Origin of the sequence: Brucella tritici (assembly GCF_008932295.1) — a bacterium.
Lineage (GTDB): Bacteria > Pseudomonadota > Alphaproteobacteria > Rhizobiales > Rhizobiaceae > Brucella > Brucella tritici.
In genome coordinates this window covers 318,737-330,735 of record NZ_WBWA01000002.1, presented here as the reverse complement: position 1 = coordinate 330,735, position 11,999 = coordinate 318,737, and the positions used below count along the sequence as shown (strand labels likewise).

Below are 11,999 nucleotides of genomic sequence, written 5' to 3'. Positions count from 1 at the left end.
GATAGATGGCAGGCAAAAATTCTATTCTTGATATCGACATGCAAATCGAGAAGCTGCACGAACGCAGAAAAGAACTGCTGGTAAAGTCCGCCGAGCGCTTTGCACGTGCAGCCACGAAATCCGGTTTGGCGGAAATGGACATCGCCGATACGGAGATCGATCAAATCATTAGTGAAATTACGACACGATTTCGCGAAAGGAAAAAAAGGAACATCGGTGACGCATCCGCTGCGTCGCATCGAAAGACAAATGGTGGGACTGGCGCGTCGACGGAGGCTGCTCGTGTCAGTTAAACGCAAGAAAGACCTTCGCAAAAAATACCTACTCGGCGAAATTGTCGTTCGTGCCGGTCTGTCGACGGCAGACCGGGCATTCCTGCTCGGTGGCTTACTGGAACTGGCGCGACTTTTACCGGATACGGCTGAGTTTCAGCGCTTGCGCAATCGCGGTGAAATGGCTTTCCGCACAAAAGCATCGGATCCTCATTGGCAAGAAAAGCCGGATGCTGTGCAATGACGACTGGCGCAAAACCGCATCCAAGCCAATTGCTCGTCCTGGTGCCAGTCGCTGTTTCCAGTTTAGCATTCTATATTACCAACTGGCGTTGGCCGGAATTGGCCGCTGGCTTATCAGGGAAACCGCAATACTGGATTTTACGGGCGTCTCCTGTACCAGCCCTTATATTCGGCCCGCTTGCCGGGCTCCTGACTGTCTGGATGTTGCCATTGCATCGGCGGAAACCGATCGCTCTGGCAAGCCTTGCCTGCTTCCTGCTCATAACTGGCTTCTACGCATTGCGCGAAATTACCCGTCTTTCCCCCTTCGTGGAAAGCCGGGCATTGAGTTGGGACCAGGCGCTGTCATACCTTGATATGATCGCGGTCGTCAGCGCTGTCATCGGCTTTATTGCCATTGCTGTATCAGCACGCATTTCCAGTGTCGTGCCTGAACAGGTAATGCGCGCCCGGTGCGCAACCTTCGGCGAAGCAGACTGGCTGCCAATGCGTGCTGCAGCACAACTATTCCCGGAAGATGGCGAAATCGTCGTTGGCGAACGTTATCGCGTCGACAAGGAGCTCGTTCATAAACTACCATTCGATCCAAACGACCCAGCCACATGGGGACGCGGCGGCAAGGCACCGCTTCTTACCTACAAGCAGGATTTCGATTCCACCCACATGCTCTTCTTTGCCGGATCAGGCGGCTACAAGACGACGAGTAATGTCGTGCCGACAGCGCTGCGCTACACCGGTCCGATCATCTGTCTTGATCCCTCGACCGAAGTGGCACCAATGGTAATCGAACATCGCCGGAAGAAACTGCGGCGAGAAGCCATGATCCTTGACCCGGCAAACCCTGTTACAGGTTTCAATGTGCTTGACGCAATTGAGACATCAACCAGCAAAGAAGAGGATATTGTCGGTATCGCTCATATGTTGCTGTCGGAAAGTGTGCGCTTCGAAAGCTCGACCGGCTCTTACTTTCAAGATCAGGCCCATAATCTTCTCACTGGGCTTCTCGCACATGTCACGCTGTCGCCGGAGTTTTCCGGCCGACGCAATTTGCGCAGCCTGCGACAGATCGTTTCCGAACCCGAGACATCCGTGCTCGCCATGCTGCGAGAGGTTCAGGAGCATTCAGAATCTGCCTTCATTCGTGAAACACTTGGCGTCTTCGTCAATATGACCGAGCAGACGTTTTCAGGTGTCTATTCGACTGCATCGAAGGATACACAATGGCTATCTCTCGACAATTACGCTGCCCTCGTCTGTGGCGATAGCTTCAAATCCGCAGAGATCGCGACAGGCAAAAAGGATGTGTTTCTAAATATCCCTGCATCGATCCTGCGTTCCTATCCGGGGATCGGGCGTGTAATCATCGGCTCGCTGATCAATGCAATGATTGAGGCGGATGGTGCATTCCAGCGCCGTGCCTTGTTCATGCTCGATGAGGTTGACCTGCTTGGCTATATGCGCGTTCTTGAAGAAGCGCGTGATCGCGGTCGCAAATACGGGATCAGCATGATGCTGATGTACCAATCCGTCGGCCAGTTGGAACGCCATTTTGGCAAAGACGGTGCATTGTCATGGCTCGATGGATGCGCCTTTACAAGCTATGCGGCGATCAAGGCACTCGATACCGCGCGAAACGTCTCGGCCCAATGCGGGGAAATGACGGTGGAGGTAAAAAGCAGTTCACGAAATACCGGCTGGGATACGAAAAACACCGCCTCGCGAAAATCCGAAAACCTCAATTTCCAACGTCGCCCGCTGATCATGCCACACGAAATCACTCAAAGCATGCGCAAGGATGAGCAGATCATCATTGTACAGGGACACAGTCCGATCCGCTGCGGGCGCGCCATCTATTTCCGGCGAAAGGAAATGGACGAGGCTGCAGAAGTCAACCGGTTCGTCAAACGATAAAGACCGCAAAACTGCGCTTCATTTAAAGTTTCCTCCCGTCGGGTTAAAGCGACGAATCGCAATGACACAAAGCGTGATCTTCATTTTTGTTCGGGGCCATGCTCCCCCTGTCATGACCCTTCGTGGCAAACTAAGCGATAGGTGCCATGGCCGCTCATCTGGCAAACTGACCGGCAAACCTGAACGATACTGGCTTTTTGCTCCGCCTCTTCTTCAGGCTGGATCGCGGTGCTCAATGGTCGGAGCAACCCTTCAACAATCGCCCCAACGATACACATTGAGACGATGCGAGAATCTTGTGAAACAAATGTAACCCGATGACCAACTTTTCTTCCATGTTGGTGTGGACGGCTCCCAACGGCATCGCGATGTGCCAGAATGAGTTCGTTGAAAGTTCAATCGAGGGAAACCCGTCCGTAGAAGAGATTAATCATGCTGGTGAAAACCTGTTCAGTCCGCTATTCAGATTTCAGCTATGCATTAATCGAATGGCTTATTTCATGGCATCCAAAACGACGCTCAATGCAAAAAATCTCGAAGCGCTCGGCGTAGAGAAACTGGCTGAACTGCTGATCGAAATCAGTACCGGAAATGCCAACCACAAACGACGTCTTCGAATGGAACTTGCTGGTAACTCTAGCGGGGAAGAATTGGCCAGGGAGGTTCGCAAACGTCTCAGCAGTATCGCTCGTGCCAAGAGTTGGATCGACTGGCAGAAAGTCAAGACGGTCAAATCCGATCTGGAAACCCAGCGTAAAACAATCGTCGAAAAAATAGCACCGACGAATCCCGATGAGGCTTTCGAACTCATATGGCAGTTTTTGTTGTTAGGAGATTCTATTTACGAACGCACACATGACGGTAGCGGAACGCTCACCGAAAGCTTTCATCAGGCAATTGATGACGCAGGACGGATAGCTGGACAGGTCAAGATCTCCACGGAGAGCCTTGTCGGGCGAATTTATGCAGCACTCCAGAATAACAATGGCTACAGTCAATTCGACAGATTGATCCCATCCATGGTACCAGCCCTTGGCGAAGAAGGGCTGCGGCAATTGCAGCAGCTATTCGAAGGCGGAACGAAGACACGCGACACGAAACGAACCAACGAAAGCAGACAACTGATAGGTTTGAGCTCAAACGAGCCTGTTTATCGGGACGATGTCCATGCGAGTAGCGCATTCTTCACAGCAAAAGTGTCCTTGCAGCAAATCGCTGACGCGTTAGGTGACGTGGACCTGTATATCGCTCAGCATGCCGAGCACACGCATATTATCCCCACAGTAGCGACAGAGATCGGCAGGAGGATGGTTTCGGCAGGGCGAGCCGAGGAAGCTTTGAGAACCCTTGACAACGCACAAATCGGTGAGCGGTATCAAGTTCCCTACGATTGGCAGGCGACACGAGCCGACGCTCTTGAAATGCTCGGTCGTGGTGAAGAAGCACAACAGTTTCGCTGGCAGTGCTTTGAACAGTCTCTCAATGACGGCATGCTGAAGGAATTTGTGCGCCGATTACCGGATTTTGACGATGTGGAGGCTGAGGAAAAGGCATTTGCATACGCTCAGACCCATCCCGATGTCCAGCAGGCATTGATACTCTTTTTGAACTATCCTTCTCCTGCCGAAGCAGCCAAATTGGTAACGCACCGAGCCGCCGGACTAGATGGCGATCGTTACGAACTGCTTTCTCCTGCAGCAGAAGTGCTAAGCGCGAAATATCCACTGGCAGCGACCCTCCTTCTGCGTGCCATGATCGATTTTACGCTCAATTATGCTCGCTCCAGTCGTTACAAGCACGCCGCGCGACATCTCATGGAATGTGCGTCTCTGGCACATCAGATAGAAGAGTTTGCAGAGTTCAAAACGCATGATGACTACGTTGCGAATTTGAAAAAGGTGCATGGCCGAAAACATGGCTTTTGGAGCCTGATGCGATAGTTATTTTTCCCCTTGATGTCCAAAAATCGCTCGCATTTGGCAATTTCCAAGCTTGATTGAAAATTTCCGCTGATTGGAGAAAAGCGGCCAGCATTAAGGAGAGCTATTTATCGCTAAAGATGATAGCGTCCAACGGTGCAGTTTGGAACGTAGATGATCTGGCTACTCGCCTGAAACACCTAATGCATCAAGCGCAATCTGGCGAGCACGGCGCGCGGTTTCCTCGTCGCAAATGAGTACATTGCCGGTGCCGGAGAGCAGCGCGGCAGCAAGCGCTTCTGCCTTGTTAAGCCCGCCCGACGCGAACACCACAGTCGGCACGCTTTTTAGGGTCTCGAATGACGGCGCTATGGCGCGCCGGTTGATCGGATGGTCGATGGGCTTACCATTCCGGTCAATAAACTGCGCGACGATATCGCCGCAGGCACCAGCTGCAATCAGTTCATCCAACGAAACGTCACTCGGCAATCCGTAGCGGATTAGCAGCGAACGCATCGTCAAGTCGCCGATACTGACAAGGATGATGTCGTTCTTCCTGATCCGCTCAAAAGCGCTTTCGAACACGTCCTGACTGACGATGGCGTCGCGAGATTGGGGGCTGCCAGCGTAAATCGGCGCGGCGAGGTAAGCGCATTGCGCATTGAGCTGGCGCGCCAGATCACTCGCAATATCGAATGTATTGATCTCGATGCCATGCGTGAGACCGCCGAGGACGGAACTGACGGAAACATCGGGCCGTTTCAGCTTAGGCATGTGACGCACCATCTCACGCAATGTCGCGCCCCACCCCACACCGATCCCCGATATGTCGGTGGTGTTCAGCTGGTCTAAGAGATAATGGGCGGTCGCCTGTCCCACCAGCACAGGCACCAGCTCAGGATTGTCGGGCGTCGGCACGATACTGGCGTGCCGCAACGAAAAATCGGCGACGAGCTGTCGCTCCAATTCTACGCATGACACCAGTCGAGAGTTCAACGTGATCGTCACCAGCGCCGACCGGCGCGCCTCGGCGATAATCTTATTGATGCGCAGGCGATTGGTGGAGAAGGCCTGCGCGATTTCTCCTTGTGTCCGACCTTCCATGAAATATTGCCAGACGACGCGCATCTGCATCTGTTCTTCGGCGAGCGCAGCTGGACCGTTCAACAACGGTTTTCCGTTCATCATCAGAACCTCATTTGCCAACCGGGCCCGCCCGGCGGACCCTCTGCCTGTCTGCCTTGGTGTAGCAGCGCTTCTCCCGCACGGAAAGATACCGGCACTCCGAATTTACGGCACAAATCGCTGATTCTACTGTTTCAATATCTAATGTATTTACATCTGTAATTATCTATTGACAACTGTTTCGACCTACCTAGACTGAATGTCGTCAAAGTTGAAGCATTACCGGGAGGAAAGAGCGATGCCGCCGGAAATCAAAAGGGCAAAACGACACCGACCTATCCCGTACGATATGCGGGCTGGCTTTCCTGCCGTCCATCCAATGCCCTGCGTGCAGGGATGATTGCCATGACCGACATAACATCAGCAGGCTTGGATGCTCTTGAAAATATTGCTCTCATCATTTTTGACTGTGACGGGGTGCTGATTGACAGCGAGCCTATCGCCAGCCGGACACTTGCCGAAATGCTGCGCAATGCCGGCATGTCCATCACGGACGAGGAGGCGCATGTCAGGTTCACCGGCCATTCAGAACCGTCTATCCGCAGGATCTGTGCGGAAGAACTGGGCATGATCGACATCGATGCCCATTTCTCCGCCTGGCACACGCGTCTTTATGAGGAATTTGGGTGTTCGCTCACATCGATGCCGGGCATTGATGCGGTGGTCAAAAGCGTGAGGCGGCCCAAATGCGTTGCCTCAAACAGTTCCATCGAGCGCCTCAAAAGCAGTTTGGGCAAGCTTGATTTGTGGGAGCATTTCCATCCCGCAGTGTTCAGCGCCCAGATGGTGGCAAGACCCAAGCCTGCCCCAGACCTTCTTTTGCATTGCGCTGAACAATTCCACGTCAAGCCGGAGCATTGCGTGATGATCGACGACAGTTCGCACGGCGTCCTCGCCGCCAATGCAGCAGGCATGACTGCAATCGGATTTGTCGATCCAGCAGATCCGCGTCCCGACCGGGCTTCGCTTCTCAAGGCCAGCGGCGCTGCTTTCGTTGTCAACGGAGCAGCAGAATTACCGGCTGCGATAACCGCTGCCAATATCCTCATCGGTGAACATGACTGACCGACTGACCGGAACGTTACATTTGCAAGTCCACACCAACAGTTGTAAACCTTTTTCGATGCGGCGAATTGATCTGATCAGTTTGCAATCAGGGGAATGAAGGAATGGTCCGCGTCATACAGATTTCAGACACGCATCTTGGACGCCACAAGGCGCATTTCGTGGAAAATTGGCAGCCTTTGAAAAACTGGCTCGCCAGTGAAAATCCCAATCTCATCATTCATTCCGGCGATATCAGCGTGGACGGCGCGGATGTCGAGGACGATTTTACCTTCTGCCGCGAAGTGATGGTCGGCCTGCCCGCCCCGATGCTGGTTGTTCCTGGAAACCACGATGTCGGCGAACCGCAAAGCGCACATCAGCCGACCAATGAACATCGTTTGGAACGCTGGAACCGACAGTATGGCGCAGATTTCTGGGCAAAGGATGTGGGAAAGTGGCGCCTTCTCGGGTTCGATTCCATGATCCTGAGTTCCGGTCTTGCGGCGGAAGAAGCGCAGTTTCACTGGCTGGAACGACAAATGCAGAGCGCGGACGGCCGCCGCATCGCATGGTTTACCCACCAACCTCTGTTTATCAATGGCTGGGACGATATCGACAACGGTTATTGGTCAGTAAGGCCGGAACCACGCACCCGGCTGCAGCGCCTCACGCAGCGCTTCGGTGTCGATCTTATCGCCAGTGGTCATCTTCATCTGTCACACGATTTCGTTCTCGACGGCATCCAGTTCGTCTGGTGTCCGTCAGCCGCCTTCGCGGTTGGTCCAGACATGCAGCCGCCTTTGGGCGGCGAAAAGCAGCTTGGCGCCGTACGATACGATTTCTCGGATTCAGGTTTCAGCTTTAAGCGTGTACATCTGCCGGAACTGAAGATGATGTGGATCGATGACGTTGTGCATGAGGTTTACCCCCCGCGATAGTTGGAGCGGGCGACGAATGCTGGAGGAGAGTTTTTGTCCCAGGTCGATATCCAAAACATCAGTAAATCGTTCGGAAGCCTCAAGGTACTGGACGACATTAATATTTCGATCCGCGACGGGGAATTTCTTACCCTCGTTGGACCTTCGGGCTGCGGCAAGTCGACACTCGTGCGCATCATCGCCGGCCTGGAAAGCCAGTCGGCAGGTACGATCAGCGTGGACGGCGCATCGGTGAACCACCTGCGCCCGCATGAGCGCAAGCTGTCGATGGTGTTTCAAAGTTACGCGCTTTATCCGCATATGACGGCTTTCGACAACATCGCTGTTCCCCTCACAGTAGAAAAACTCAGCCTGTTGGAGCGCATCCCGCTGATCAAACATCTCTCGCCACGCCGCAAAAGGCTAACACAAGAGATTGCACAACAGGTCGAAGCCGTGGCCGGCCAATTGAAGATTGAGGCGCTGCTTGGCCGCAAACCTGCGCAGCTTTCTGGCGGGCAGCGCCAGCGCGTGGCGCTCGGCCGGGCGATGGTCCGCCAGCCGCGCGCCTTCTTGATGGACGAACCGCTATCCAATCTGGACGCGAAACTGCGCGTCCACATGCGCACAGAACTGACCGAACTGCACAAGCGCATGGGCGCGACCTTCATCTATGTCACGCACGACCAGATCGAAGCCATGACCATGTCGGACCGTGTCGCAATGATGGACGGCGGCAAGGTGCAGCAGCTCGGGACGCCGACGGAACTTTATGAGCATCCGACCAATCTGGAAGTGGCCCGCTTCATCGGTAGCCCAACAATCAATACTATGCCCGCATCGATTGGACCGGCCGGTCGGGTGGAAATACAAGGCAGGCCACTTGGCATCGCCGTCAACCTGCCGCAGGGCGAGAGTGTGACCATCGGCATCAGGCCGGAGGCGCTCGACCTTCTTTCGCTTAAGCAGACGGCCACAGGTCAACCAATCATCGACGCACGCCTGCGCCGCACGGAAAATCTCGGCGCCGAATTTCTCCATCACCTCGACCTGACCGGCACGGAAGCGACCAGTTTCATCATGCGCACGACTTCGCCGCATGAAGACATCCACGAAGGCGATGCTGTGCGACTGACCTTCGACCCCACGCTTTGCCATATTTTCGGCCCCGACGGACGGCGGGCGGAAAAAACGCATGTGCTCTTGTCAGGCGACGATTCCGGGAGGGCAAAACATGGCTCAACCCGTTGAACCGGCTCTTGGACAAAGGCTCGGGCGGCGAGAATTCGTTGAGAAGCTGACAGGGCTTGGCCTGGCGGCACCCGCATTCATACTGCTCCTGTTGCTCCATATCGTGCCGCTGATTGTCTTAGTGGTGCTCAGTCTCACCGATTATCAGCTTGGCGACCTGACGCTGTCATTTGCCGGCCTCAAGAATTTTTCCAATGCCTTGCACGACGAAACCTTCCGTCGATCGCTCTTCAACACGTTCATCTACGTGGCCTTCGTGGTTCCCGGATCAGTGGGGCTCGGCCTCCTGTTCGCCCTTCTCATCCATGGCCGAACGCGTAGCCGCGCAATCTATGAGGTCATCTTCTTCCTGCCGGTCACGGCAACGCTTATTGCCATGGCGTCGGTATGGAAATTCCTGCTTCATCCAAGCCTTGGACCAATCAACGCGATTATTGTTGCCCTGGGCTTCCAGCCGGTCAATTTCCTCAGCGACCCTGCCTATGCGCTGCCGACGTTGGCGGTCATTGGAATCTGGCAACTTGTCGGGTTCAACATGGTGCTGTTTTTGGCCGGTCTCTCGGCGATCCCCAAAGACCTCTATGAAGCCGCTGATATTGATGGTGCAGCTGGCGTGATCGACCGCTTCCTGACCGTGACCTGGCCGATGCTTGGGCCGACGACCATGTTCGTCCTCATCACTACATCCATCACCGCCTTCAAGGTCTTTGACACGGTAGTCGCGATCACGCGGGGCGGCCCACAAGATTCCACCAATGTGATTCTCTATGCGATCTATCTGGAAGGCTTCCAGTATTTTTCGACCGCCTATGCCGCAGCGCTGACGCTGGTGTTTTTGGCATTCATCCTGATCTTTTCGGGCATCCAGACCTTTTTCATCGACAGGAGGGTGCACTATTGACACCGCTATCGGACGAACAGCCACAAATCGCCAGCCCGCCTGCACGCAGCTTCTCGGAGCTGAAACGGGGACTTGGCTTCATCGCGGTCCACGCCATCTTGATCTTAGGTGCAATCTTCATCGTCATGCCCTTCGTCTGGATGCTCGTCACATCAATCAAACCGCCAAATGAGATATTCAGCGCTCAGCTGCGGCTATGGCCAACGCAGTTTTATGGCGTGGAAAATTACAGCTTCGCGCTTGAAAGCGCACCTTTGCTGCGCTTTGCGCTGAACGGCGTCATTGTGTGCAGCGGTATCCTTCTGGTCCAGTTGATCGTCGCGATCCCGTGTGCCTACGCACTGGCCAAGCTGAAATTTACCGGCCGCAACCTTTTCTTCGTTCTGATCCTGCTGGCACTGGCGATCCCCATCCAGGTGCCAGCGCTTCCCCTCTATATCGCTCTGGCCTGGGCTGGTCAGCTCAATAGCTATTTTTCGATGATGCTGCCGTTTTTCCTGTCAGCCTTCGCAATATTCCTGTTCCGGCAGTTTTTTAGGAGTTTCCCCGACGATATCATCAATGCCGCACGACTTGACGGCATGGGCGAGCTTGAAATCATCTGGCGCATCGTCACGCCGAGTGCCATGCCGGCAATCGCCGCTTTCGCGGTGTTCTCGATTGTCGCGCACTGGAACGACCTTTATTGGCCGCTCATCGTCATTTCCGACAACCAGCTCGCACCGCCGCCGCTTGGCATGCTGCTCTTCGCTGACGCGGAAACTGGCTCGAATTATGGAGCGCTGACGGCGGCCGCCACCATGCTCACCGCCCCGCTCGTGATCTGCTTCCTGATTGCGCGCAAGCGCTTCATTCAGGGCATCACCATGACCGGTGTCAAATAAGAAGCCTCAATATATAAACGTCTGAATCCAGGGAGGAACATATGAAACACATAGCAAAATTCATCGCAGCCGGAACCTTTACGCTTTGTATGGCGGGAACGGCACCCGCCGCCGAGGTGACACTGGACGTGCTCTACGCACAATCCGGCTTCGCGAAGTTCCATGATCCAATTTCTCAAGCCTTCATGAAGGAGCACCCGGATATCAAGATAAAATTCCGGGCTCCTGCCAAGGACTACGACGAAGGCCATCTCCTGATGCAGCGGCTGGCCGTCACCAATCAGCTTCCAGACCTCTACTTTCCCGGCTACCATCTTATGCCCGAGCTTGCGCGCACTTTGTCCAAGCGCAACCAGATCGTAGACCTCAAGCCGTTTCTGGATGCCGAACCACAAAACTGGATAACGGAGAATTATTCGCAGTCCATGCTCGATATTGGCGTTGTAGATGGTGTCAAATACGGTATGGCCTTCAACGCGTCGCTTCCAATTCTTTACGTCAATGAAAGCGCCGTCGAGAAAGCAGGTTTGGACCCCAAGGAGGTACCTGCGACTTGGGACGATCTTCTGGCGCGCGCCAAGAAAATCCATGACGCAGACCCGAAGATGACGGGCATCGGTTATACAATCTACGATTGGCCCGACGATTGGCTCTGGCAGACCATTTTGCGGCAGGAAGGAACGCAGCTCGTCGAGCCTGAAACAGGAAAGGCTGGCTTCAACAATGAAAAGGGTCTGGCAGCCCTCAAAATTCTCCGTCGTATCGTGACTGAGGGCGGCGAGAATTTGCTGGAATTTGAACAGGCGCGCCAGCAATTCGCAGCTGGACAAACCGCCTATTTCATCGATACTCCCGCCCGCCTTGCACAGATTATCGGCCTTGTAGGAGACCGCTTCAAACTGAACACGATAAGAGTACCGATTGACGATAAGGAGAATGGCGGCCTCCCAACGGGCGGCGCAGCAGGCATCATTCTTTCACAAGATGAGGCCGTGCAGAAAGCGGCCTGGGAATATCTGAAATTTGCCACCGGTCCGAAAGGACAGAGTATCGTGGTAGAAACGACAGGGTATCTACCGACGAACAAACTGGCTGACGGCGCTGATTATCTTGCTCCTTTTTACCAAAAGGAACCGCGCTTCAAAACAGTGGCATCCCAAATCGAGCTGGCGCGCCCGTGGGAGGGGTATCCGACCGGATCGTCGGTGCGCATCTGGCGTGCGGAACGCGACATCATTGCCAAGGTTATGCGGGGCGACCTTACCCCTGAAGATGCCCTTCCCATGCTCGTGAAGACGGTCGATGAAATGACTAAGTAAGTTCTCATCATTAACAGCTAACTTTGCCCTGTAGCCCTTAGCAGCGCATAGATTGTATCGCCAGCCTGTCATCGGTCTTCATATGACCGTTGGCAGGCAAATTCCAAAACGGCACAGCAACCCCCATAACAAACGACCGTTGGTCCTTGG

At 54.3% G+C, this 11,999-nt stretch carries 11 protein-coding genes; 10 read left to right on the top strand and 1 reads right to left on the bottom strand.

What is annotated here, in order from left to right; translation table 11 throughout:
• Positions 1–5: 5 nt before the first annotated feature.
• The 4 genes from F9K91_RS03805 (at position 6) to F9K91_RS03790 (ending at position 4,366) form a co-directional block, all read left to right on the top strand.
• Complete coding sequence (locus F9K91_RS03805; protein ID WP_151554197.1) at positions 6–293, top strand: TraC family protein; 288 nt, start codon at positions 6–8, stop codon at positions 291–293.
• Positions 283–516 (top strand): conjugal transfer protein TraD, encoded by a 234-nt coding sequence (locus F9K91_RS03800; RefSeq protein WP_151677206.1) that lies wholly within the window; start codon positions 283–285, stop codon positions 514–516. Before F9K91_RS03805 ends, F9K91_RS03800 begins: the two co-directional genes overlap by 11 nt.
• Entirely contained in the window at positions 513–2,426 is a 1,914-nt protein-coding gene (gene traG, locus F9K91_RS03795; RefSeq protein ID WP_151677205.1) for a Ti-type conjugative transfer system protein TraG, read from the top strand. Before F9K91_RS03800 ends, traG begins: the two co-directional genes overlap by 4 nt.
• Positions 2,427–2,926: 500 nt before the next feature.
• Positions 2,927–4,366, top strand: a complete 1,440-nt coding sequence (locus F9K91_RS03790) for a DUF6880 family protein (RefSeq protein ID WP_151677270.1) — start codon at positions 2,927–2,929, stop codon at positions 4,364–4,366.
• Between the two features lie 162 nt (positions 4,367–4,528).
• On the opposite strand, the gene F9K91_RS03785 is transcribed toward F9K91_RS03790, so the two are convergent.
• The gene (locus F9K91_RS03785) at positions 4,529–5,530 is read right to left on the bottom strand and encodes a sugar-binding transcriptional regulator (RefSeq protein ID WP_109986282.1); all 1,002 of its coding nucleotides are present in this window, start codon (positions 5,528–5,530) and stop codon (positions 4,529–4,531) included.
• 345 nt (positions 5,531–5,875) lie between these two features.
• Here F9K91_RS03785 and F9K91_RS03780 point away from each other — a divergent pair, with 345 nt between their 5' ends.
• From F9K91_RS03780 to F9K91_RS03755, 6 genes are all read left to right on the top strand, one after another.
• Positions 5,876–6,595 carry an HAD family hydrolase gene (locus F9K91_RS03780; protein WP_109986281.1) on the top strand — a complete coding sequence of 240 codons (720 nt, stop codon included), beginning with the start codon at positions 5,876–5,878 and terminating at the stop codon, positions 6,593–6,595.
• Positions 6,596–6,699: 104 nt separating this feature from the next.
• Complete coding sequence (locus tag F9K91_RS03775) at positions 6,700–7,515, top strand: metallophosphoesterase family protein (RefSeq protein ID WP_151677204.1); 816 nt, start codon at positions 6,700–6,702, stop codon at positions 7,513–7,515.
• Positions 7,516–7,548: 33 nt separating this feature from the next.
• Positions 7,549–8,745 (top strand): ABC transporter ATP-binding protein, encoded by a 1,197-nt coding sequence (locus tag F9K91_RS03770; protein WP_109986208.1) that lies wholly within the window; start codon positions 7,549–7,551, stop codon positions 8,743–8,745.
• Entirely contained in the window at positions 8,729–9,646 is a 918-nt protein-coding gene (locus tag F9K91_RS03765) for a carbohydrate ABC transporter permease (RefSeq protein WP_109986207.1), read from the top strand. The genes F9K91_RS03770 and F9K91_RS03765 overlap by 17 nt, the downstream gene beginning before the upstream one ends.
• A 59-nt stretch (positions 9,647–9,705) precedes the next feature.
• Positions 9,706–10,530, top strand: a complete 825-nt coding sequence (locus F9K91_RS03760) for a carbohydrate ABC transporter permease (protein ID WP_176037291.1) — start codon at positions 9,706–9,708, stop codon at positions 10,528–10,530.
• 41 nt (positions 10,531–10,571) lie between these two features.
• Complete coding sequence (locus F9K91_RS03755) at positions 10,572–11,849, top strand: ABC transporter substrate-binding protein (protein WP_109986205.1); 1,278 nt, start codon at positions 10,572–10,574, stop codon at positions 11,847–11,849.
• Positions 11,850–11,999 lie beyond the last annotated feature (150 nt).

Excerpts from the sequence above, each read along its gene's own strand:
- F9K91_RS03755 (WP_109986205.1), top strand. The coding sequence starts at position 10,572 with ATGAAACACATAGCAAAATTCATCGCAGCCGGAACCTTTACGCTTTGT.
- F9K91_RS03775 (WP_151677204.1), top strand. The coding sequence starts at position 6,700 with ATGGTCCGCGTCATACAGATTTCAGACACGCATCTTGGACGCCACAAG.
- F9K91_RS03765 (WP_109986207.1), top strand. The coding sequence starts at position 8,729 with ATGGCTCAACCCGTTGAACCGGCTCTTGGACAAAGGCTCGGGCGGCGA.
- F9K91_RS03780 (WP_109986281.1), top strand. The coding sequence starts at position 5,876 with ATGACCGACATAACATCAGCAGGCTTGGATGCTCTTGAAAATATTGCT.
- F9K91_RS03805 (WP_151554197.1), top strand. The coding sequence starts at position 6 with ATGGCAGGCAAAAATTCTATTCTTGATATCGACATGCAAATCGAGAAG.
- F9K91_RS03785 (WP_109986282.1), bottom strand. The coding sequence starts at position 5,530 with ATGAACGGAAAACCGTTGTTGAACGGTCCAGCTGCGCTCGCCGAAGAA.
- traG (WP_151677205.1), top strand. The coding sequence starts at position 513 with ATGACGACTGGCGCAAAACCGCATCCAAGCCAATTGCTCGTCCTGGTG.
- F9K91_RS03790 (WP_151677270.1), top strand. The coding sequence starts at position 2,927 with ATGGCATCCAAAACGACGCTCAATGCAAAAAATCTCGAAGCGCTCGGC.